This window comes from Sphingobacterium sp. MYb382 (assembly GCF_037572665.1).
Classification (GTDB): domain Bacteria; phylum Bacteroidota; class Bacteroidia; order Sphingobacteriales; family Sphingobacteriaceae; genus Sphingobacterium.
Map to the genome: position 1 here is coordinate 1 of NZ_JBBGZT010000026.1, position 21,897 is coordinate 21,897.

The following is a 21,897-nucleotide window of genomic DNA, read 5'->3' on the forward strand; positions in this document are numbered from 1 at the left end:
AAGTAGGCTATCCAGCATTATTTGAACGCCGTGTACTAGAGAAGATGCTCAACATCAAGATAAAGGCAAGCGGAAAAGGAACAGTTTACGAATGGGCCGGCAACGGCATGCTGAAAAGCGTGGTGCATCCCTTAGGCTATAAAGTATCTTTTTACTACGATGCCTTGGGGCGCCGCATAGCCAAGAAGAAAAACTCAATAGTAACCCGTTGGCTGTGGGATGGCAATGTTCCGCTGCACGAATGGCAATACGAAGGAGTATACCCACCCGAGCTCAGCGTAGATGAAAGTAAGCAGCTACAGCAGGAAGCCGAACCCGTGGAAAATCTGATTACGTGGTTATTTGAAGAGAATTCTTTCGTACCTTGTGGTAAGATTGTTGGAAAAGATACTTACAGTATCGTTTCCGACTATTTGGGAACTCCAAATTTCATGTACAATGCCCAAGGGGAGAAAGTTTGGGAATGTACGTTAGATATCTATGGAAAAGTAAGAACCTTACAAGGCTCTTTGAAAGACTGTCCATTTCGCTATCAAGGTCAATATGATGATGTAGAAATCGGCCTTTACTATAATAGGTATCGCTATTACTCCCCAGATATTGGCGGGTATATCAGTAAGGATCCTATTGGACTGGCTGGGAATAACCCGACGTTGTATGGATATGTAGGTGATAGTAATAGTTGGATAGATCCGTGGGGGCTTCATGGGAATTTGTATGACATCGTAGAATATGGCAATAAAAGCCATAATTTATTGAATCATCATAATATAATGGATGCTTGGGCTAAAAATAACATCTCTGGATATATAAGCCGACAATCAGCTCAGCCAACAATTCAACTAACAAAAGAATTACACGATGCAGCACATGCTGTTGAGAGAAAATGGATGAAAGAAAATTTTGATAAAGTCAGGGGGAATTGGGATAAGATGACTGCTCGTCAAATGCAAGAATTATCAGAGATAATGTTTGATGCAGCCAAAGTTCCGAAAGCAGCAAGAGAACAGTTTTATAGAAAATTTAATCAATACATTTATACAAAATGTCATTAAAATGGAAATACAAGAAATATTAAAACAAATTGAACTTGATAGTAAATGTAAATTGAAAAGAAAAATTTCAGATGTTATAGATAGCTTAATCCTTCCAAAAGACTTAGAATATTTTTATAAACATTACGAATCATTGGAATTGTTTGCTGATGAATCTTTTGGGATTAGAATAGTTTCCACTAAAGATTTTATACCAACAAGCCAAAGACTTTTTCCTGAAGGTGATGTTATTTGGGAAGAACTGGAAGGAGATATTAGTAATAACTGGTATTTGATTGCAGAATCAGAAGAACAAAGTCAATATATTAGTATAGATTTAGGTGAACACAATAATGGATATTGCTATGATAGTTTTTTAGATATTCATGCTACACCAGGAGAAAGTAATATAATTGCCAAGAGTTTTACCGAATTATTAGAACAGTTATATAAATCAAAAGGAAAAACGTGGTATTGGACAGAATCAGATTTTCAATCATACGGAGATGCATATGACGATTAGTACAAACCTTCCTCTAAGTTTTTAGAGGGAGGTTTGTATTTTAAAGAGAGGCTGCATTTTTTCAATAAGCCTAAAAATGGTTTATTTTATCTTAAACTCAAATCTCAACTAAAAAATGAATTAGGTCAGCTGCTGAATATTAAGTTCGCGGGAAGGGAAATGTTGCCTAGGCTTAGTATACAGCAGATTCCGCTATTACTCCCCAGATATTGGTGGGTATATTAGCAAAGATCCGATTGGACTAGCGGGAAACAACCCAACGCTTTATGGGTATGTGAGTGATACGAATAGTTGGGTGGATGTTTTTGGGTTAGAAAATTGTGGAGAAACTATAACTAAAAAAGCATCTAAATGGCAAGGAAAAGGACATTATCCAGGTGTAGATAACTGGAAAATGGGTCGGTTGAAAAAAGGAGATATTATTTATGGAGGAGTTCCTGGACAATCTGAATTTTACTTATCTAAAGTTAGTATAGATGCAGCTAAAGGATCAAAAGAGGCATTATGGAAAAGTGCTCAAGTAAAAGCACATGATGTATTTGGCTATAGATCAAAAATTCAAAAATATGAAGTATTGGAAGATATAGATATTGCAAGTTCTATAGTTCGTGCTAACCCTCATCTAGGAAAAGGTGGCGCGGTACAATATTTTGTAGATAATTTTAGAAGTGTTTTAAAACCAATAGATAATCCGATTAACTTATTTTAATATGAAAATAGATAGCGTTGAGGTTTGTGAAGCAGTGGATGTATTAATTAAGATTATTTTAGATCATGGATTTAAAATAATAGAGCAGAAAGTGAATGATTATCATTTTCATGAATTGTACTTTAGATTAGAAGGTAAATATTTTAAGGAAATTGATAGTATTACTATAGATAAAATAACGAGACAGAAAAAAAATTTATTTTCATGTAGCTGTCATTGGTCAATAATAGAATTAGTATATGAATAATAAAAACAATATTTATGAAAGAGAATGTGTAGCCTTACCTTTTTGGTAGCCTTCCACCTTTTCCAGATAAATTATAAATATTAAACTGACCATATAAACGGTTCAACTTATTTCAGGACGGGACAAAATCAACAAAAAAGGCCTACTTCTCAGCAGGCCTTACAAATTGAAATAAAATTGAGTAATTGCTTATGGATAAGTGGTTACTACTTTAGCTATCTCCCACCCTCTTTTTCTAGGCTGGAGCGTGATGTAGTCCACACGTGTAAAATTTTCAAATTTCATTATGGCTTTTGCTGTCGCATGCTCACCTGTCTCATTGATAATCTCGTAGCTAATGGTACAGTTAAATTTTAATCCTTTATTAGCTTTCAAAAAGTTGCTGTAGGCTGTTCTTCCATATTCTTTACCGGTTGCAGTATTGATGTATAAGAAGTCGTAGGCTAGTAAGTTTTTGTCCCAAGTATCATTGCCAAGTGTCGCTGCCGAAATATAGGCGTTAAGAACTTCAGCTTTGCTTTTTAAGATGACGCTACGATTTGGCGCCGTTGCAAAAGCGCTCATACTCGTTAGTATAAAGAATAGCGCGGCAATGGTGTAAAGTGTCTTTTTCATATTTTTATGATTTTAATTTTTTAGTTTTCGGTATTTGATGTCTCAAAACTAGGGTACATCTGTCTACCGTGAAACAAGATTTAGATTAGTGAACTTCTTTACTCGGTAAAAGCCGGCATCTTATCGGTAAAGGTTATACATGTTTAAAGAGTAGACGTCTTCGTTGGAGCTAAGGTTGCATCAACTTATTGTTATTTAGTGTTAAAGGACTTCATAGCTATCATAAAAATAGGCTGCACCTATGAACATTCTTCTTGTTTGGCTTGTTAAGGTATCAGGTCAGGCATGCTGGTTTTATTTTGTAATTTTGTGGGGCACAAAGAAAAAGATATGTTAGGATTAAAATTGTTAACAGACCCACGTTGGGCGAATATTGCAGAATCGAATTTATCAGAAATTTTAACTGACCATGCTTGGTGTGAGCAAAAGGCGGCTTCGAATGCAATTATGTTGATCACTCAAAACCCCGAGTTTGAAGATTTGGTGCATGAGCTTACGGCGATTGCCATTGAGGAGATGGAGCATTTCAAGATGGTTATAGATATCATTAAGGAGAAAGGCTACACGTTGGGGCGTGAGCGTAAGGATGATTATGTAGGTCAGCTAATGAGATTTTTACGCAAAGACGGTTCAAGAAATATGGCTTTTATTGATCGTCTTTTGTTTGCTGCGATGATTGAAGCACGCAGCTGTGAACGTTTTCGTGTGCTTTCGCAAAATATCGAAGACCAAGAGTTAGCTAAGTTTTACCACGACTTGATGGTATCGGAAGCAGGTCATTATACGACATTCTTAAATTTCGCACGTAAGTATAGTGAACAGATTGACGTCGATAAGCGTTGGCAAGAATGGCTCGATTTTGAAGGTCAGTTGATTCAAAGTTACGGAACGAAAGAATACATTCACGGTTAAGTGCATTTCTTGATATACATCAATGCATAGCTTGTCGTGTATACCGACTTTTGTTAAAAGTAAGGAGAACAAAAAATGATAGAATTAGGTATTGGTATGTTTGGCGATGTACAAATCGACCCAACAACAGGAAAAATTCAACCTGCAGCAGAACGCATGCGGGAGATTATTGAAGAAGTAAAATTGATGGACCAAGTGGGCCTTGATTTCTTCGGTATGGGCGAGCATCACCGTGAAGAGTATGCTGTTTCATCACCTGAAATTATTTTGGCTGCTGCGGCTACGGTTACAAAAAATATTAAGTTGGGGAGTGCTGTTTCTGTATTGAGCTCAGCAGATCCTGTAAAGCTTTTCCAAGATTTCGCTTCTGTAGATATTATTTCTAATGGTCGTGCCGAAATTATGGCTGGACGAGGTTCCTTTATTGAGTCTTTCCCGTTGTTTGGCTATGACTTAAAAGATTATGCCGATTTATTCGATGAGAAATTAGAGCTTTTAACACGCTTAAATAAACAAGATCATATTACCTGGTCCGGTAGATTCCGTAAACCATTAATTGATCAGCAAATATTTCCTCGTCCGGTGAACAATAGCTTACCAATTTGGGTGGCTGTTGGCGGAACAACGACTTCTGTGATTCGTGCAGCACGTTTAGGCTTGCCAGTTATGTTCGCTATTATCGGTGGAGCACCAGAGAATTTCAAACCTTTGTTTGAGATGTACGAACAAGCATGGGTGGATAATGGGCATTCGATGGATGACTTTCAAGTAGGTGTGCATGTGCATTCGTTCTTTGGCGCTGATTCAAAAGCCGTTGCTGACAAGTATTACCCAATTTACGCTGCGCAGATGAACCGCATTGGTGCTTCTCGCAACTGGCCACCATACCAAAGGTCACAATATGACTTCGGGCGTTCTATCCATGGACATTTAATTGTTGGCGATGTCAACGAGTCCGTAGATAAAATTTTACATACCATTGAGTTGTTTGGCTTAACACGTTTTTCTGCGCATATGGATGTCGGAAGCCCTGATCATAAAGACATGATGAAATCTATTGAGCTTTATGGAACACAGATTGCCCCTAAAGTTCGAGAAGCCTTAAAAAAGGCCGAATAGGAATATGATATTGAGTTAATATTTTTTGCTGTATCTTTGCAACGTGGTAGAAAGGAATAAATTAATCGATATTAGAAGCTTGTCTGTAGAACAGCTAAAAGATAAACTCACCGAAATGGGTGAACAAGGATTTCGCGCGAAGCAGATTTACGAATGGCTTTGGGCGAAATCTTGTACTGATTTTGATGAGATGAGCAATGTTAGTAAACCACTTCGTGAAAAATTAAAGGAGAACTTTGTTATTCATGCGGTGAAAGTACGCCAATCACAGATTAGCTCCGACAGAACGATTAAGAGTAGCTTTACCCTATATGATCAAAATGTTATTGAAGGTGTTTTGATTCCCGCTCCTGAGCGTATGACTGCCTGTGTGAGTTCCCAAGTGGGCTGTAGCTTGACCTGCAAATTTTGTGCGACAGGCTATATGGATCGTAAGCGTAACTTAAATGCAGACGAGATTTACGATCAAGTCGTTTTAATAGCAAAGCAGGCCGAAGAACATTATCAACAGCCATTGACCAATATCGTGTATATGGGGATGGGTGAACCATTGTTGAATTACAGTGGCATGATGAAGTCTGTAGAGCGTATTACGGCACCTGATGGTTTAAATATGGCCGCTAAACGTATTACCGTATCTACGGCAGGAATCGCGAAGATGATTAAAAAACTAGGTGACGATGAGGTACGCTTTAATTTAGCCTTGTCTTTGCATGCTGCTAATGATGATAAGCGAAACGAGATCATGCCAATCAACGAGCAAAACTCATTGAAGGCATTGGCAGAAGCGCTTAAATACTACTACGCTAAAACGAAAAATCCAGTTACCTTCGAATATATTGTGTTTCATAATTTCAACGATGAGTTGGAAGATGCCAAAGAATTGGCTCGTTTCTGTAAACACATACCGTGTAAGGTTAACATTATTGAATATAATCCTATTGCTTTAGCCGATTTTGTGAATGCTGAAGCCGATAAGATAGATAGTTTTGCTACCTACCTTCGTGGTCAAGGTGTAATTACCAACGTGCGTCGTAGCCGTGGTAAAGACATCGATGCCGCTTGTGGACAGCTGGCTATTAAAGAAAAAGAAGCAGAGACAAACTAATCTCTGCTATCTTATTTTTTTAGATTCCCCCCTCGCCCATAACCTATTGCTTCGGGAAACCTCTTTTTAAAAGATGTTATCTGCTGATTTATATTTCGGCATCCTGTTAGGCATAACGATGTTAGCTTATGGTACTTAAATCCTACTGGAAAAGTTTATGGGCCGTTTTGTTTCCCCCACTCTGTGTTGGCTGTGGTGAAACGTTGCTGCAGCACGAAGAATTGCTATGCATATCCTGTGAGTTTCATTTACCCACACATGATTTCCATCTTTTTCCCGATAACGCTGCCGTCAGTCGCTTGACAAACTTCGTATTGGTTGATCGTGGATTGGCCTATATGAGTTATTCTAAATCTTCTATTGTTCAGTCTATTATACACCAATTAAAGTATAAAAACCAAATTGATGTAGCTTATTATTTTGGAAGGCTGCTCGGAGAACAACTTCAAAATGCTAAGCCGACGGTTCCTTTTGATTATATCGTCCCTATTCCACTCCATCCCAAAAAGAAGCGTAAAAGAGGCTATAATCAAGCTGCCGCTATAGCAGAAGCTATCGCTTCGGTCTTGAAGATTCCCGTAAGTGTCGATAATTTAATTCGCTTGAAAAATACAGTAAGTCAAACCGGTTTATCTGATTTTAACCGATTAGCGAATGTTGAGAAAGCTTTTTTCTGTAGAAATCCACTCCTTTTTGAAGGCAAGCATATCCTCCTTGTAGATGATGTATTGACTACAGGAGCGACCATTTATGGTGCCGCAATAGCTTTAAAAGAAATTGAAGGGCTACGCATTTCGGTGGCAACTTTAGCGTTAGCTTAATTTTTATTTGCGCTTACCGCTAGATACAGAAGGGCAGCCACAGTCTTTTTTGAAGATTGAACAGGAGCTTAATGTGCTTAAGCCAACCAAAAAAAGAAGATAGAAAGCAGGACGTTTTAGATATTTCATATTATTTGTAAGATTCTCTTTTACGGTAAAGTAATAAATAGCTGAATATAGCCATGCCTATTCCTACGAAATCAGCAAAAATATCCCACCAATCAGCCGTTCTGCCCGCTCCACCCAAATATTGAATGGCTTCGGTTAAGAAAGCGAAAAAAGCCGTGATGAGCAGTACAATAGCTGCTGTTGCTACTTTGGAAGCTCTGCGCTTGCTATTGACATTCGTTCCGAGGAAAAGAAGTATCGTGAGCACAAAGAAAACACCACAGTGAGCTAACTTATCGAATCCCTCGAAGTAGTTCGTCGTTGGCAAATCATTAGAAGGTAAACCCATCAGGGTGACCATAATTATAAGCCAAATAATGGACCAAGCGTAATTATAAATGAAACGTAGCATTAGTTATAAAAGTCGTGTTATTTGTTCAGCTTTCAAAGGAATGTGCGTGAAAATTAAAAACAGTTATGTTTTTTGAGCTATAGTTGAAATTTGTTTTAAAATTATTTATCTGTAAATCAGTTTGTTGTGAATTTGTTTTTAAAAAATATAGTACTATGTATTGCATGGTACAGTATAAAGCATATATCTTTGTATTGTTATGATAGCTGAAAATACACAAACCCAAATGCGGAAGGGAATACTGGAATACTGTATTCTTTCAATTATATCCCGTGGGGAAATATATGCATCCGACATTATTAGTGAGCTGAAAAAGGCGCAGCTATTAATTGTTGAGGGCACCTTATATCCATTGCTTACACGCTTGAAGAATAATGGCTTGCTAAGTTATAATTGGCAAGAATCAAGCGCTGGTCCGCCGCGTAAATATTATCAAATTACTGCAGAGGGGCTTCAAGTTCTGGAAAAGCTGCATTTTACTTGGAAAGAGTTAGTTTTTGCGGTGGAGATGTCACTGCAAGGAAATGATACAATCGATAACTAAAAAAATTATAGCCACAAAGTCATGAATAAGACAATTATTATAAACATCAACAGTATTGTTTTTCATATAGAGGAAGACGCATATGAAGCATTGCGTGCCTATATGATTGATATTAAAAAGCATTTCGGAAATTCTACAGAAAGTAAGGAGATTTTAGAAGATATTGAAAATAGAATTGCGGAGATGTTTAGCGAGCGTATTCATAGCGGACGTAAGGAGGTTATTAACCAGGCAGACGTACGTGAAGTCATTCAGCAAATGGGCCAAGTGAGCGACTTTGATCAACGTCAAGATTAAACACACGACTATAACCAAGCGAAAGCACAGCAAGATGCATTTTCCGATTCATTCGGTAAAAAGCTGATGCGTGACCCTGACGATAAGGTGCTAGGTGGTGTTTGTAGCGGTTTAGGTCATTATTTTAAAATAGAGCCACGTTGGGTACGTGTACTTTTTGTTCTTTTCCTATTAATTGGAGGATCGGGCTTCTTACTTTATTTCATCTTATGGATAGTGATGCCAGAAGCAGAGACACGTGCCGATAAAATGGCGATGCGCGGTGAAGAGCCTAATTTGCAAAACTTTAAGAAATCTTTTGACGAAGACGTTCGTAATTTTGCCGACAACTTCTCTGAAGCAGGAGCACAGTTGACACATGGAGCACGGAGAGCAGGCAACGCGATGGGCGGCTGCTTTGGCTTTTTAATAAAGATGGTGGCTTGGCTGCTTTTAATTGGCTCAGGGATGTCATTGTTTGGTTTATCTATTTTCTATGCCTTCAATTTGATGAATTTATTCGGTTTAGAAAATCCAATGCTTTTCCCTCCTCTGGAGCTTTTAGTTAAGGAAGACGCTGTAATTGCCATCACTTTTGGATTCTTAGCAATCAGTATTCCGATTTTTGCCTTCTCATTGCTGCTGATTAAGTTGTTATTCAAAACAGAGAAGCTGAACAATTATTTATCATTAACGATGTTTGCTGTTTGGGCGGTATCTATATTCGGTATTATTTATTTCTGTGTTTCTACATCGCAAGATTTCAAAGAAAAAAGTACCATTAGCATTCAGAAAAAGATGAAGGCGCAGAATATATACAGTTTTACAGCAAAAGATGTACGCATTTTAGATGCTAATGATAAAGATTCTTTAAAGTCAAAATTCAATATGAATATCGATGGGGAAGATTTACGCAACTATTTACGTAATGATATCAATATTTCTTTTGAAAGCCTAGATTCTTTAAGTCAGCCGTATATCCAATACAACTATTCGGCAAAAGGATCAAGCTATCAGCTGGCGGCGACACGCGCTAAGGGTATTGTTTATGAAGCTATTCAAGAGGAAAATACGGTATTGTTCCCGAGTCATTTCTTATTGTCTAAGCATAGTTTGAATCGTGACCAGCGTGTAGGTGTAGTGGTGTATCTGCCTGTTGGTGCTTCCGTTGTTCTTCATGAAGAAATCCAGAGGAAGTTAAGAGGCTTTTCTTATGATGATTGTCGTAATAACTATAGCGAAGAAGAACAACCGAAGTATACAGAATGGAAGATGACGAAAACAGGATTGATGTGTACCAAGCCCGCGAAAAAAGAAGATAAATCTGATGAAGACGATGAGCATGAGGATAACCAAAACGAAGAGACAACCTAAGTTTAGGCAATAATCTAAGGGCTTTATTTTCTTAAGCTTTATATCAAAGATAGCTAAAGCGGCAAACAGGATTCTGTTTGCCGCTTTTTTGTTGTCTGTCCTTGTTGTGAAGCCTGCCTATTTGTTTTCCGCCGAATTCCTGCTGCTTGTAGGCTATATTTTACCCAGCTAGATTAACTTTTCGTGTCATGCTGTGCAACCTCCAAGCATAATTTGTCGTCTATCCTTTTGTCTAGCCGTGGTTTTTACCGACAACTTTGAGGCTTTTACCGAAAAAAAGGGATTGCTGGTCTAAAACACATTTTATTAAAGCCCAACGACAGGTACTTTTGAATCATAAACAAACAACGAAACAACAAACTATACCAATAAGATGATTAAAATTTACCTATACATCGCCTTAACTTTAACTGCCCTATTTCAAGCGTTAAGTTCTTCTGCACAACAACAGAAGCCACAGCAACAGCAGCAACAAACGCTGGTTGTGAAAGGAAAAGTACTTGCCGACGATCAAAAGCCACAAGGGAATACGGCTGTTTACCTGATGACAGCGAAAACATTAGCGGTTATAAAAACATCGGTAACCAACGAACAAGGAGAATATATTTTCACTCAAGTGCCTACAGGCGATTTTATCGTTCAGGCAACAGCTGTAGGTTTCGAAACGGGACGTAGCGTTGCTTTTTCTGTAAAAGCAGCTGCCGTACAAGTTGAGCCTATCCTGTTGAAGGTGCAAACGCAATCTATCGCAGCCATAAGTGTGGAGGCTCGTGTACCATTGATCCAGCAAAAAGACGGTAAGCTCGTGCTAAACGTAGAAAACTCTACTTTAGCAGCAGGAAATACTGCTCTTGATATTATTCAACGTGCACCAGGTGTAGCGGTAGATAAAGATGATAACCTGACCCTTATGGGGCAGCAGGGTGTTAAGATTACGATTGATGGCCGCCAGACTTATATGACTGGAGATCAGTTAGCGTCTTTCCTAAAGACCATGGATGGTAATCAAATTAAAAGTGTGGAAGTAAGTACGTCACGTAGCGCTAAAGAGGATGCTGAAGGTGCGGTAGGTTCCATAAATATTGTCTTAAAAAAGAATAAACTAGAAGGCTTTACGGGTTCAGCCTTAGCGAGTATCGCACAAGGGGAAAAATTTAGAAATAACGCTTCTGTGAACTTTAGTTACAAGAAAGAAAATACGACGGTATTTGGTAACTATGGCTATTCTTCAAATCCTAGAGAGATTCAGCTTGATATTTTCCGTAACGTTAATTCAAATACTGGTGTACGTAACTTTGATCAAGAATCTACCATTGCTCAAAGAGGCGTGGGACATAGCTATAAAGTTGGTGTTGAACAAAAAACATCGAGCCGTAATACGTTATTGGTGCAGTTTACAGGTGATAACAATGCGGAACGTAACCATACCTATGCGACTACATTAATTGGGAAACCAGGTAACATGTTGGATTCTATATTGCAATCCTCTTCTGTTAGCAGGTCTCCTTTTAACCGCTACTCGGCGAACTTAAATAATGAGTTTGTCATTAATAAAGCGAGTAAATTGACATTTGATTTCGATTGGAGTGCTTTTCGTAATCGTGCAAATACAGACTATGATTATACTACTACTTTCCCCGACGGAAGCTTAGTTCACGCTCCAGAGATTGAAAAAAGCAGCATGCCTTCAAATATTGATATCTATGCCGTGAAGTTAGATTATGAACAAACTATTGGTAAGTCTAAATTGCTGTTTGGTGGTAAATATAGCCGCATAAAATCAGACAATGATCTACAGTTCGATCAGTTTGTAAATAATCAATGGCAAGCATACCCAGGACGCTCGAATCATTTTGCCTATACTGAGCAAATTGCTGCTGGATATGCTGATTACAGCGCGTCCTTCGGCAAGTTCAGTACGAAATTGGGCTTACGTGCAGAGTACACCATGTCTGACGGAAACTCCATAACATTAAGCAACCACGTGAAACGCGATTACTTAGATTTATTTCCTTCAGCAACGGTGGGCTATACCGCAAATGAAAACAATATCTTGTCATTGAGCTATGCCCGTAAAGTATCGAGACCTAACTATCGTTTTCTAAATCCTTTTGAATATTTTGTTGATAAGTTTACCTCACAACGTGGTAATCCTTATTTAAACCCACAATATACAGATGGTTTTGCCCTGAACTATACCTTGCTTAAGATGTTCAACTTTACCTTAGGTACTGATATCACGAGCGATGCTATTGTAGAAAGTTTAGGACAAAATACAGAAACAGGACAAGGATGGGTGACGAGAGATAATTTAGGTAAAACGGTAAGTTCTTATTTGAATATCAATGCGCCACTTCGTATCGGTAAAATCTGGAGCATTAATAATAATTTGACAAGTATCCACATGAATTATAAAGGCCCTATCGCAGGATCTTACCTGAACGTAGGTTCTGTATTCTTCCAAGGACGTAGTGCGCATAACTTCCGTTTCTCCAAAGCTTTCTCCGCGGAGATGTCGGTAAACTACAACAGCCCGTTCATGTATAATGTGTACAAGATGAAAAGCCGTTGGGGAGCAGATTTAGGTGTTAACTACAACTTTAAAGATGAGCGTAGCTCGTTGAAACTTGCGGCTACGGATATTTTCAAGACGCAGAAAAATAAACTGTCAACGAATTTCGATCAGTACGATATGAAGGTTAGTCAGTACAATGATAACCGCGCTGTTCGCTTAACCTACAGCTACAAGTTTGGTAATTTAAAACAACAAGTAAAAAGAAAAAATACAGACTCGGATGAGAAAAGCCGTGCACTATAGAAGAATTTGTTTCAATGTTTAGTTACGAGAGGCCGTCGGAAATCCCATTCCGCGGCCTTCTCTATTTTTAAACATCTTTGCCTTCGGCTTATTTAAAAGCAGGGCTTGGCTGAAAGTTGAAGTAGCTCTTTGCGTTGTTGTAGCAGATATCTTGAATAATTTGACCTATCCATTCGATATCATGAGGCAGTTCCCCATTAACGATATCATCAGCAAATAAATTACATAATAAACGTCTGAAGTATTCATGTCTCGGGAAGGATAAGAAGCTTCGAGAGTCGGTCAACATACCTACTAAGCGGCTGATTAAGCCAATATTAGATAAAGTGTTTAGCTGTTGTGTCATACCGTCTTTCTGATCCAAGAACCACCAAGCCGATCCAAATTGAACTTTTCCAGCAACGGTGCCATCATTAAAATTGCCCACCATAGAAGCAAACAAGGGGTTGTCGGCAGGATTCAGGTTGTAGAGGATTGTTTTAGCCAGTTTATCTTCTCGATCTAAGCGGTTTAAAAATTTAGATAAAGCTCTGCCCTGACTAAAATCTCCGATAGAATCCCAGCCTGTGTCTGGCCCTAGTTGATCAAGCTTACGCGTATTGTTGTTGCGCAAGGCGCCCAAATGGTACTGCTGCACCCAGCCTTTCTCATGGTCCCATTCCGCGAAATAAATGAGCAAAGCAGATTTAAATTTATTTACCTCGAGCGGACTTAAATCTTGTTGTAGTTTTATCTTGACAAAGATATCTTGAACCTCTTTTTCCGTATAATCTTCCGCATAGATATGCTCTAAACCATGATCAGAAATTAAACATCCGTTGGCCGCAAAATAATCATGACGGCTTTTCAATGCCGTTAAATAGTCTGTAAGCGTACTAATCGTGCTGTTCGTCAGAGCTTCTAATTGCTGGATATACGCGTTAAGGCCTGCTACATTTTCGGCAGCCATAGCTTTGTCTGGGCGAAAAGTAGGCAGCATCAAGAAGCTTTCTTTCTCTTGTGCGAAAGAACGATGGTGCTCTAGATTGTCTAAAGGATCGTCTGTGGTGCATAACGATTCTACGCGCATCTTTTTAAGTAGCGAACGCACGGAATAATCTGCCGTCTGAAGCTTTGCTGAGCATTCTTCGTAGATACGTTTTGCCGATTTAGGACTCAAAAGCTCCTGCTCGCCGAAGTAGCGCTGCAGCTCCAGGTGTGTCCAGTGGTATAGTGGATTTCGTAGCGTATACGGCACCGTTTCTGCCCATTTGATAAATTTTTCTTCATCACTCCCCTTTCCGGTGATGAATTGCTCGTCAATACCGTTGGCACGCATTGCTCTCCATTTATAATGGTCGCCATAAAGCCAAGCTTGCGTTAAGTTTTCAAAACGTATATCTTTCGCTATTTGCTCAGGGAGCAAATGGTTGTGATAATCGATAATAGGTTGTTGTTTCGCAAAATTGTGATACAACTCTTGCGCTACCGTGCTATTTAATAAGAAATGATCGTCTAAAAAAGGTTTCATGAATTTTAATGCTTTGGTTGGCTATGTGAACAAATATAAAACGGTTTTTTCCATAGAAAAGTCTAATGGAGATATCTTAATTCTTTTTGCAATACTCTTTTGGAAATTAGATCTTTAAAAGACCTGATTTCTAAAGTTGAAAAGGGATTGCACTGTTGTAAAAGTATGTTTTCTTGATAAATTGGCATGTGCTTACAATGCTATGAACCGAACACAATTGTACTAGAAAATGATTACTTTCTGTGTGATAAACTACGCAAACGTTATCGCTTCACAGGATTTGAGCCAGCGCAATAGTTGGCTAAATATTTCATATATTTAGCTTTATTGAAAATTTAAAACCAGTATGTTATGAAATATCTATGTCTGATAGCTCTTCTTTCTTTGAGCGTAAGCTCCGTGTGGGCGCAGAAGAAATTGGTGCAGTTGTGGGAGACGAAAGACCTGCCTGTTCCTGAATCTGTTTTGTTTTCTCCGAAGACGAATCTACTCTATGTTTCGTTGATAGACGGCGGAGGATCCGATAAAGATGGTAAAGGAGGAGTCGCTTTGCTTAACCTTGATGGTAGTGTAAAGGATAAAAATTGGATCACAGGCATGGATGCACCAAAAGGATTAGCTATTTATAAAGATGTACTTTACGTGGCTGATATAACTGCGGTATCTGTTATTGATATTATATCGGGCAACGAAATCGACTGTGTAGAGGTTCCTGGAGCTGTTTTTTTAAACGATGTTACCATTGATGATAATGGAGTTGTTTATGTTTCAGACACGCGTACAAATAAAATTCATGTGTTGCGTGATAATCAGCCGTCTGTTTTCATGGAAAATGTAACCAATGTAAACGGCCTTAAGTTTATTGGCGATTATCTATATGCGCTCGCCGGTCCAGAGCTATGGAAGATAGATCGTGCTAAAAAAGTAACCGTACTAGCGAAAGGCTTTGAATTAGGTGGCGATGGGTTGGAGCCTGTCGGCAAAGGGGATTTTTTAGTTACCTGCTGGGGCGGATTAATTTATTATGTGCATGCTAATGGCACCTTTGACCTGCTATTGGACGTCCGTGGTAAGATGAATACCGCAGATTTAGGCTTCCATCCGTCGACAAATACCGTTTATATCCCAACATTTAATAACAATAGTGTTATCGCTTATCGACTGGAATAATTGGTCGATAAAAGTCGTTTAGGAAGCTAAAATTATGTCTAGATTTTTAATGGCCGATGTGTAACTTTGTGTAAAATATAAAGAATGAATATTCAGGAGCTTTACAAGCTATATCAGCAATATCCGGTTGTATCAACCGACACACGGAATATCCAGCCCGATTCTATTTTTTTTGCATTAAAAGGCGATAAATTTAACGCGAATACTTTCGCGACAGAAGCTTTGGCCGCTGGCGCTCGCTATGTCGTGCTTGATGACCCCTTATATGCGCAGGCAGATGAGCGTTATATCCTCGTTGATGATGCTTTGACGGCTTTGCAGCAACTTGCCAATCACCACAGAAAGCAACTGCATATTCCGTTTGTCGGCATTACGGGTACCAATGGGAAGACCACAACGAAAGAATTGCTCTATGCCGTACTTTCCCAAGGTTTTAAAACCTATGCCACTAGGGGCAACCTAAACAACCATATCGGTGTTCCTTTAACTTTGCTCGCTATTGGCTCGGATGTAGAAATGGCTATCATTGAGATGGGGGCAAATCATCAAGGAGAAATTGCCTTTTTATGTGCTATCGCAGAGCCAACACATGGTTTAATCACCAATGTAGGGAAAGCCCATTTAGAAGGATTTGGTTCCTTTGAAGGGGTGCGTAAAACGAAGGGTGAGTTGTACGACTATTTGAAAAAAACAGATGGTATCCTATTCTTGCAAGGCGATAATAGCTGGTTAGAAGAAATGGAAGCACAGCGTGGCATTGATAAGGTTGTACGCTATGGTTTCTCTCCTAATAATGCGCTTATTGGCAAGCTGGAACAAGCAGATCCTCTATTGAGTTTCTCGTGGTTCGAAAAAAGCAAACCTACAGTTTTGTCCACTGTCCACACACATTTGGTGGGTTCCTATAACTTAGAGAATATATTAGCGGCTGTTGCGGTCGGTTTATACTTTGATTTGACGCCTACGGCGATAAATGAAGGAATAGCAGGGTATGTGCCAACGAATAACCGTTCGCAGGTTACACGTACGGAAAAGAATATTGTCATCGCAGATTATTATAACGCGAATGCGAGTAGTATGGCTGCTGCATTAGATAACATGGCTGTGATTGCGGCCGAGCAGAAAGTGATTGTCCTAGGCGATATGTTTGAGATGGGCGATGAGTCTTTCCTAGAGCATGAGAAAGTCATTGAGAAAGCCTTAGCCATAGGTGTAGAGCGCTTAATTTTTGTTGGTAAAGCCTTTTATGAGCAGCGTAATGACCAAGCCGAGTTTTATGAGACCACAGAAGCAGCAAAAGTTGCTTTGTTAGCTAATCCTATTGCAGGGAGTACGGTACTATTAAAAGGATCTCGTGGGATGGCATTCGAAAATTTAATTGGTGTATTGTAAGACCAGAAATGGCTTTAAATAGAAAAGGGACATGTTTAACATGTCCCTTTTTATTGCTCCTTAGTCTAAGGAAAGTTCTTTTTCTTTATTGATCAGATTGGCAACGCTCGTGTCGTTTAAGATCTGCAGCATGGCATTACGCACTTCAACAAAGGTGTCGCGTATCCCACATGCATGTTCTTCATTACACTCTTCGCAGGAGCGGTAGAAGTTTAAACTTACACAAGGTAACAAGGCTATCGGTCCATCAATCAAACGCATAACCTGCGATAAGTAGATGTCCTCTGGTGCTTTGTTTAGGCTATATCCGCCCCCAGCGCCTTTCTTAGAGTATAATATTCCTGCATTACGCATCTCCAAGAGAATCTGTTCTAAGAATTTTTTTGGAATACGTTCCTCATCTGCAATTTTAACAATTTGCATGGGCTCTTTTCCGTAATTACGTCCTAAAACCATGAGGGCTTTAATCGCATATTTTGTTTTCTTAGAAAGCATATTTTACCTGTTAATGGGTGTTCCTGATTAGCAAAGATACGTAAATTCCTTTGCTAATAAAACTATTGACCCAAGACCTCCACGATTGGTTTACCAATAGAACCATTAGGCTCCATAACATGGAGTAATGCCGCTACGGTAGGCGCTATATCCACGATATGTACCTCTTTGTTGCTTACGCCTGGTTTGATTCCCCATCCCATAAACACTAAAGGAATATGCGAGTCGTAGCCCGACCATACACCATGGGTTGTGCCCGTAGAGCGTGGTGTGCCGGCGTACCACTGTGGTTCTGCAATAATTTGGATGGCACCACTATTTTTGCGGTTGTAGCCATTGATGATTTTCTCGCGAATTGGTGCTGGTAAGAACATGTTTTGGCTGCCTTCCATATCCACCACGTAGGCAATACCTTCTTCTTTGTTCAGTTGGTTGATCGCCACTTCCTTAATTTGTTTTACATCTAAGTTTAAGGAGTCTATCAAACTATAGTTTAAGTGTACTTGGTAGTTCATTAAACTACGAACGATTTTGTCGGTGCCGAATTTTTTAGCTAGCGTAGCGTTTAAGTTGCGTTGGATATCTCTTGTGAAAAGGTACCCGCCATTGCCTTTTTGGTCCGTATAATACATCGGGTTGTACGATGCAGCATGATCCGCCGTTAAGAAGAACGTGTAGTTCCCTTTACCCACCGTAGCATCTAAATAATGTAAGAAGTTAGCAATGTCGCGGTCTAAACGTAGGTAAGTATCTTCGATTTCTACAGCCGATAAAGAATAACGGTGGCCTACATAATCTGTTGAAGATAAGCTAACACACAAAAAGTCGGTTACATTATTAGGGTTTTTCCCTAGTTTCTCATGCTCAATAGCAGCTTTCGCGAAATCTAAAGTGATGGTATTACCTTGCGGTGTTGATTTGATAAGCTCATAACCAGCATCTTTCATTAGTTCCGATGTCTTTCTTGGGAAAGTTGGTGATTGTTCACCAGGCCATTTTCCTTCGTAAGGATTGTCATCAGCAATACTATTTACATAGGTATTGATTGGGTACAAGGTATTCCAATCTTGCTTTAAATATTTATCAGCTAATTTCTGGTTGTTGAAAGAAGTTACCCATTTAGGTAAGCTTTTCATATAGAACGTACTGGTAATCCAGTCGCCAGATTTCCCTTCAAACCAGTAGGCAGCATCTGCAAAGTGGCCCGCCGGAAGAATACCTCCACGATCTTTAATCGCGATACCAATAACCTTTGAACGGAAGTTAGACGCCAATTTAAGCTCGTCAGTAACCGTAGATGCCAAGAGGTTTCTAGGCGATTGCTTGCCTTCTCTTTCTACTGTTCCTACGCCTTCCACATTGTCATCCTGCGTACAATACATCGGCTGACCTGTTGATTGAATAATCCAATCGTTACCCGCGATACCATGAATCGAAGGAACAGAACCGGTGTACACAGAGCTATGACCAATAGCTGTGTAAGTTGGAATGTAATTAATAACGGTGTTTTCACAGGAAAAACCTTCTTTCAACAAGCGTTTAAAACCGTCATCGCCATAACGATCGGCGAAGCGGTATAAATAATCCCAACGCATTTGATCGACCATCATACCGACGACTAGTTTCGGACGTGCGGGTTGTGCGGATACTTGGAAAGCTAGTGCTAAACCAAATACTCCTGATACAAATGATTTCCACATAGTAGTATTTTTATTTATGAATGAGTTGCTAAATGTAGGTGATTTTTTAAAAAGTTCCCTGTATAAGATTCGTTACACTTAACAAGATCTTCCGGCGTACCGGTAAATACCACATATCCTCCTTTATTTCCTCCTTCAGGGCCGATGTCGATAACCCAATCGGCTGTCTTAATCATTTCCATGTTATGTTCAATGACCAAAATGCTATTCCCTAAGGCTATTAAAGCATCAAAAGCCTTGATAAGCTTGTTTATATCGTGAAAATGTAAGCCTGTGGTTGGCTCATCGAAGATGAAAAGTGTCTTTTTACTGTTATTACCTTTGATTAAGAAGGAAGCAAGCTTGATACGTTGCGCTTCACCACCCGAGAGCGTGCTCGAAGGCTGTCCCAGCTTCACATAGCCTAAACCAACATCCTGTAGCGGTTGTATTTTTCCTAAAATTTTCGGCTGATCGTGGAAGAAGATTAAGGCTTCATCTACGCTTAAATCTAAGATATCAGATACCGATTTCTCCTTATAAGTGATATCTAGCACATGCTGCTTGAAGCGTTTACCACCACAAGCCTCACAAGGAAGTACAATGTCGGCCATAAACTGCATCTCTATTTTTACTTGACCATCACCTTGACAAACGTCACAACGGCCACCTTCCACATTGAAGGAGAATGCCGCAGGCTTCAGTCCTGCTGCTTTGGCAGCCGGTAAATTAGAATATACAGCACGAATCTCGTCCCATCCTTTAACGTAAGTAACCGGATTTGAACGTGATGATCTTCCAATCGGATTTTGATCAATCATTTCGATTTGCTCTACAGCATCGATGCTGCCTTCGATGCCATCGAATAAACCTGATTGTTCGCCCGAATAGTTTCCTATTGCTTTTTGTAGTGCCGGATAAAGGATACGCTTCACCAGGGAGGTTTTACCGGATCCAGAAACACCGGTTACGACCGTGAAGTTATGCAGCGGGAAGTCTACGTCTATCCCTTGTAAGTTATTTTCACGAGCCCCCTTAATGCGGATGCTATCGGTCCATTTGCGACGCGATGTCGGTGTTGGTATTTGTTTTTTGCCACTTAAGTAAGCTCCCGTTAGGCTGGTTTCGCTTTGTAGGATTTCCTCATAATTGCCCGCAAAGACAAGCTCACCTCCGTTAATCCCTGCTTCTGGCCCAATGTCAATGATGTAGTCCGCTGCTTCCATCATCTCTTGTTCATGTTCTACGACTACAACCGTATTGCCGACATCGCGCAATGATTTGAGGACGCCGATAAGCTTTTGGGTATCGCGAGGGTGCAAGCCGATGCTCGGTTCATCCAACACATAAATAGAGCCTACAAGGGAGCTACCTAGCGATGTCGCCAAGTTGATACGCTGCGACTCACCACCAGATAAGGTGTTGCTCAAGCGATTTAAGGTCAGATAACTTAAACCCACATCACACAAGAAGCGTAGTCTGTTTTCAATCTCTGCCAATAATCTTTTGGCGATAATGAGCTCGTTTTTATTGAGTTCTAAAGAGGTAAAAAATTTCAATGCCTCGTCCAGCGGAAGCAGGACGATATCTGTAATCGACTTTTCTTGTATTTTAACATAGGTCGCATCTTTGCGTAGACGCGAGCCTTTGCAATCCGGACAGTCTGTTTTTCCGCGGTAGCGGGAAAGCATAACGCGGTATTGAATTTTATAAGTTTGTTTTTCTAAATCTTCGAAGAAGGCATCAAGCCCTTGGAAATATTTGTTCCCTGCCCAAAGTAACTCTTGTTGATCCTTCGTCAAATCCGCATACGCGCGGTGTATCGGGAAGTCAAATTTTATGGCGCTACGCGTAAGTTTGTCGAGCCACTCGCCCATCTTTTCGCCACGCCAAGGAGCGATGGCACCATCATAAATAGACTTACTTTTGTCGGGGATGACCAAATCCGGGTCGATACCCACGACTTTACCATAACCTTCACACTTTTTACAGGCCCCGTAAGGGTTGTTGAAGCTGAAAAAGTTTGGTGTAGGCTCTTCAAAGCTGATACCGTCTAGTTCGAAACGGTCGGAATAAAATTTCTGCTCGCCATCTGCATCAACCACACACTCCCCTTTTCCCTCAAAAAGGGCCGTTTGTAGTGAGTCTGCCAGTCGACTGATTGTTTCGTCGTCCTTATCCAAGCGAATCCGGTCAACAACAATCTGTACCTCATTGGCCTTGAAGTTGTTGTTTTTAACACTTTTATCATCAATAAGTGCTTCAATTTTATGCAGTTCATCCTTATAGCGTACACGGACGAAACCCTTTTGCAAGAGCAACGAAAGTTCTTCTTTCAGCTTACGGTCGTTCAGCGGAATAAGTGGTGCAAAGAGCGTAAGTGTGGTTCCTTCAGGAAGTGGCGTCAGCTCATTGACAATGGAAGTGACCGTATCTTTGGTAACCTCTCGGCCCGAAACGGGCGAAATAGTCTTTCCAATACGGGCGAAGAGTAGCTTCAAATAATCATAAATCTCCGTGGAGGTACCCACCGTTGAGCGTGGGTTGGAGGTGATAACCTTCTGCTCGATGGCAATCGCAGGCGCAATACCTTTGATATAGTCGACCTCGGGTTTATTCATGCGCCCCATAAACTGACGTGCGTAGGAAGAAAGACTTTCTACATAACGACGTTGCCCTTCGGCATAGAGCGTATCGAAGGCCAAAGAGGACTTCCCTGATCCCGACATGCCGGTGATGACAACGAGTTTGTTTTTAGGGATATCGACGTCAATATTTTTTAAATTATTGACCCGCGCTCCATGAATTTGGATGTATGATTTTGAGTTTTCTGCTGACTTTTTCGACATAACTCACAAAGTTAATCATTTCTCTTGGCTACTCCCATCTTTGTCTGTTTTTGTCCTGTATTTCAGCAATTGTATCATAGTTCATTTTTATCCAGTTTACTGCTTTCTGCATGTTTAAAAGTTAAACACATAAAAAATAGAGTTTTTTATTTAGATTTCGTCTAAATAGTTATTATCTTTGC

The 21,897-nt window shown here is 39.9% G+C and carries 20 protein-coding genes; 14 read left to right on the top strand and 6 right to left on the bottom strand.

The window, feature by feature from the left end; translation table 11 throughout:
- The 4 genes from WH223_RS13745 to WH223_RS13760 form a co-directional block, all read left to right on the top strand.
- Positions 1 to 1,055 (top strand): RHS repeat-associated core domain-containing protein (locus tag WH223_RS13745; RefSeq protein ID WP_340048311.1); only part of this gene is annotated, 1,055 nt, incomplete at its 5' end.
- A gap of 1 nt (position 1,056) precedes the next feature.
- Positions 1,057 to 1,557, top strand: a complete 501-nt coding sequence (locus WH223_RS13750) for an SMI1/KNR4 family protein (RefSeq protein WP_340048312.1) — start codon at positions 1,057 to 1,059, stop codon at positions 1,555 to 1,557.
- A 136-nt stretch (positions 1,558 to 1,693) separates the two neighbouring features.
- Positions 1,694 to 2,266 carry an RHS repeat domain-containing protein gene (locus WH223_RS13755; protein ID WP_340048448.1) on the top strand — a complete coding sequence of 191 codons (573 nt, stop codon included), beginning with the start codon at positions 1,694 to 1,696 and terminating at the stop codon, positions 2,264 to 2,266.
- Position 2,267: 1 nt separating this feature from the next.
- Entirely contained in the window at positions 2,268 to 2,513 is a 246-nt protein-coding gene (locus WH223_RS13760) for a hypothetical protein (protein ID WP_340048313.1), read from the top strand.
- 189 nt (positions 2,514 to 2,702) lie between these two features.
- Here the strand turns inward: WH223_RS13760 and WH223_RS13765 are convergent, their stop codons facing one another.
- Positions 2,703 to 3,128, bottom strand: a complete 426-nt coding sequence (locus WH223_RS13765) for a hypothetical protein (RefSeq protein WP_340048315.1) — start codon at positions 3,126 to 3,128, stop codon at positions 2,703 to 2,705.
- A gap of 330 nt (positions 3,129 to 3,458) precedes the next feature.
- Here WH223_RS13765 and WH223_RS13770 point away from each other — a divergent pair, with 330 nt between their 5' ends.
- The 4 genes from WH223_RS13770 to WH223_RS13785 all read left to right on the top strand — a co-directional run bounded on the left by WH223_RS13770 (position 3,459) and on the right by WH223_RS13785 (position 7,088).
- Positions 3,459 to 4,040 carry a tRNA-(ms[2]io[6]A)-hydroxylase gene (locus WH223_RS13770; protein ID WP_340048316.1) on the top strand — a complete coding sequence of 194 codons (582 nt, stop codon included), beginning with the start codon at positions 3,459 to 3,461 and terminating at the stop codon, positions 4,038 to 4,040.
- Positions 4,041 to 4,115: 75 nt separating this feature from the next.
- Positions 4,116 to 5,159 (top strand): LLM class flavin-dependent oxidoreductase, encoded by a 1,044-nt coding sequence (locus WH223_RS13775; RefSeq protein WP_340048317.1) that lies wholly within the window; start codon positions 4,116 to 4,118, stop codon positions 5,157 to 5,159.
- Positions 5,160 to 5,202: 43 nt separating this feature from the next.
- On the top strand, positions 5,203 to 6,267 hold the full coding sequence (rlmN, locus tag WH223_RS13780) for a 23S rRNA (adenine(2503)-C(2))-methyltransferase RlmN (RefSeq protein WP_340048318.1): 1,065 nt from the start codon (positions 5,203 to 5,205) through the stop codon (positions 6,265 to 6,267).
- 128 nt (positions 6,268 to 6,395) lie between these two features.
- Positions 6,396 to 7,088, top strand: a complete 693-nt coding sequence (locus WH223_RS13785; protein ID WP_340048319.1) for a ComF family protein — start codon at positions 6,396 to 6,398, stop codon at positions 7,086 to 7,088.
- Positions 7,089 to 7,218: 130 nt separating this feature from the next.
- Here the strand turns inward: WH223_RS13785 and WH223_RS13790 are convergent, their stop codons facing one another.
- Positions 7,219 to 7,557 (bottom strand): VanZ family protein, encoded by a 339-nt coding sequence (locus WH223_RS13790; protein ID WP_340048320.1) that lies wholly within the window; start codon positions 7,555 to 7,557, stop codon positions 7,219 to 7,221.
- A gap of 250 nt (positions 7,558 to 7,807) precedes the next feature.
- Between WH223_RS13790 and WH223_RS13795 the strand changes: the two genes are divergently transcribed.
- From WH223_RS13795 to WH223_RS13810, 4 genes are all read left to right on the top strand, one after another.
- The gene (locus tag WH223_RS13795) at positions 7,808 to 8,152 is read left to right on the top strand and encodes a PadR family transcriptional regulator (protein WP_340048321.1); all 345 of its coding nucleotides are present in this window, start codon (positions 7,808 to 7,810) and stop codon (positions 8,150 to 8,152) included.
- Between the two features lie 21 nt (positions 8,153 to 8,173).
- The gene (locus tag WH223_RS13800) at positions 8,174 to 8,449 is read left to right on the top strand and encodes a hypothetical protein (protein WP_340048322.1); all 276 of its coding nucleotides are present in this window, start codon (positions 8,174 to 8,176) and stop codon (positions 8,447 to 8,449) included.
- A gap of 66 nt (positions 8,450 to 8,515) precedes the next feature.
- A complete protein-coding gene (locus WH223_RS13805) occupies positions 8,516 to 9,802 on the top strand; it encodes a PspC domain-containing protein (protein WP_340048324.1) in 1,287 nt (428 codons plus the stop codon).
- A gap of 373 nt (positions 9,803 to 10,175) precedes the next feature.
- Positions 10,176 to 12,620 carry an outer membrane beta-barrel family protein gene (locus WH223_RS13810; RefSeq protein ID WP_340048325.1) on the top strand — a complete coding sequence of 815 codons (2,445 nt, stop codon included), beginning with the start codon at positions 10,176 to 10,178 and terminating at the stop codon, positions 12,618 to 12,620.
- Between the two features lie 88 nt (positions 12,621 to 12,708).
- Here WH223_RS13810 and uxaC read toward each other — a convergent pair whose 3' ends face one another.
- Positions 12,709 to 14,130, bottom strand: a complete 1,422-nt coding sequence (gene uxaC, locus WH223_RS13815; protein ID WP_340048326.1) for a glucuronate isomerase — start codon at positions 14,128 to 14,130, stop codon at positions 12,709 to 12,711.
- Positions 14,131 to 14,481: 351 nt separating this feature from the next.
- On the opposite strand from uxaC, the gene WH223_RS13820 reads away from it, so the two are divergent.
- Entirely contained in the window at positions 14,482 to 15,300 is an 819-nt protein-coding gene (locus WH223_RS13820) for an ATP-binding protein (RefSeq protein ID WP_340048327.1), read from the top strand.
- Between the two features lie 84 nt (positions 15,301 to 15,384).
- Positions 15,385 to 16,692, top strand: coding sequence for a UDP-N-acetylmuramoyl-tripeptide--D-alanyl-D-alanine ligase (locus WH223_RS13825; protein ID WP_340048328.1), 1,308 nt, complete (start codon positions 15,385 to 15,387; stop codon positions 16,690 to 16,692).
- A 60-nt stretch (positions 16,693 to 16,752) separates the two neighbouring features.
- On the opposite strand, the gene WH223_RS13830 is transcribed toward WH223_RS13825, so the two are convergent.
- The 3 genes from WH223_RS13830 to uvrA form a co-directional block, all read right to left on the bottom strand.
- On the bottom strand, positions 16,753 to 17,187 hold the full coding sequence (locus WH223_RS13830; protein WP_340048329.1) for an RrF2 family transcriptional regulator: 435 nt from the start codon (positions 17,185 to 17,187) through the stop codon (positions 16,753 to 16,755).
- A gap of 62 nt (positions 17,188 to 17,249) precedes the next feature.
- A complete protein-coding gene (gene pafA, locus WH223_RS13835) occupies positions 17,250 to 18,887 on the bottom strand; it encodes an alkaline phosphatase PafA (protein ID WP_340048330.1) in 1,638 nt (545 codons plus the stop codon).
- 14 nt (positions 18,888 to 18,901) lie between these two features.
- Positions 18,902 to 21,715, bottom strand: coding sequence for an excinuclease ABC subunit UvrA (gene uvrA / locus WH223_RS13840; protein ID WP_340048331.1), 2,814 nt, complete (start codon positions 21,713 to 21,715; stop codon positions 18,902 to 18,904).
- Between the last annotated feature and the right edge of the window lie 182 nt (positions 21,716 to 21,897).

Bases quoted from the DNA above. Each gene is read 5' to 3' on its own strand.
- WH223_RS13775 (WP_340048317.1), top strand. From the start codon at position 4,116: ATGATAGAATTAGGTATTGGTATGTTTGGCGATGTACAAATCGACCCA.
- WH223_RS13800 (WP_340048322.1), top strand. From the start codon at position 8,174: ATGAATAAGACAATTATTATAAACATCAACAGTATTGTTTTTCATATA.
- WH223_RS13790 (WP_340048320.1), bottom strand. From the start codon at position 7,557: ATGGTCACCCTGATGGGTTTACCTTCTAATGATTTGCCAACGACGAAC.
- pafA (WP_340048330.1), bottom strand. From the start codon at position 18,887: ATGTGGAAATCATTTGTATCAGGAGTATTTGGTTTAGCACTAGCTTTC.
- WH223_RS13820 (WP_340048327.1), top strand. From the start codon at position 14,482: ATGAAATATCTATGTCTGATAGCTCTTCTTTCTTTGAGCGTAAGCTCC.
- WH223_RS13770 (WP_340048316.1), top strand. From the start codon at position 3,459: ATGTTAGGATTAAAATTGTTAACAGACCCACGTTGGGCGAATATTGCA.
- WH223_RS13785 (WP_340048319.1), top strand. From the start codon at position 6,396: ATGGTACTTAAATCCTACTGGAAAAGTTTATGGGCCGTTTTGTTTCCC.
- WH223_RS13825 (WP_340048328.1), top strand. From the start codon at position 15,385: ATGAATATTCAGGAGCTTTACAAGCTATATCAGCAATATCCGGTTGTA.
- WH223_RS13760 (WP_340048313.1), top strand. From the start codon at position 2,268: ATGAAAATAGATAGCGTTGAGGTTTGTGAAGCAGTGGATGTATTAATT.
- WH223_RS13795 (WP_340048321.1), top strand. From the start codon at position 7,808: ATGATAGCTGAAAATACACAAACCCAAATGCGGAAGGGAATACTGGAA.
- uvrA (WP_340048331.1), bottom strand. From the start codon at position 21,715: ATGTCGAAAAAGTCAGCAGAAAACTCAAAATCATACATCCAAATTCAT.
- WH223_RS13810 (WP_340048325.1), top strand. From the start codon at position 10,176: ATGATTAAAATTTACCTATACATCGCCTTAACTTTAACTGCCCTATTT.
- WH223_RS13830 (WP_340048329.1), bottom strand. From the start codon at position 17,187: ATGCTTTCTAAGAAAACAAAATATGCGATTAAAGCCCTCATGGTTTTA.
- WH223_RS13765 (WP_340048315.1), bottom strand. From the start codon at position 3,128: ATGAAAAAGACACTTTACACCATTGCCGCGCTATTCTTTATACTAACG.
- uxaC (WP_340048326.1), bottom strand. From the start codon at position 14,130: ATGAAACCTTTTTTAGACGATCATTTCTTATTAAATAGCACGGTAGCG.
- WH223_RS13750 (WP_340048312.1), top strand. From the start codon at position 1,057: ATGGAAATACAAGAAATATTAAAACAAATTGAACTTGATAGTAAATGT.
- WH223_RS13805 (WP_340048324.1), top strand. From the start codon at position 8,516: ATGCGTGACCCTGACGATAAGGTGCTAGGTGGTGTTTGTAGCGGTTTA.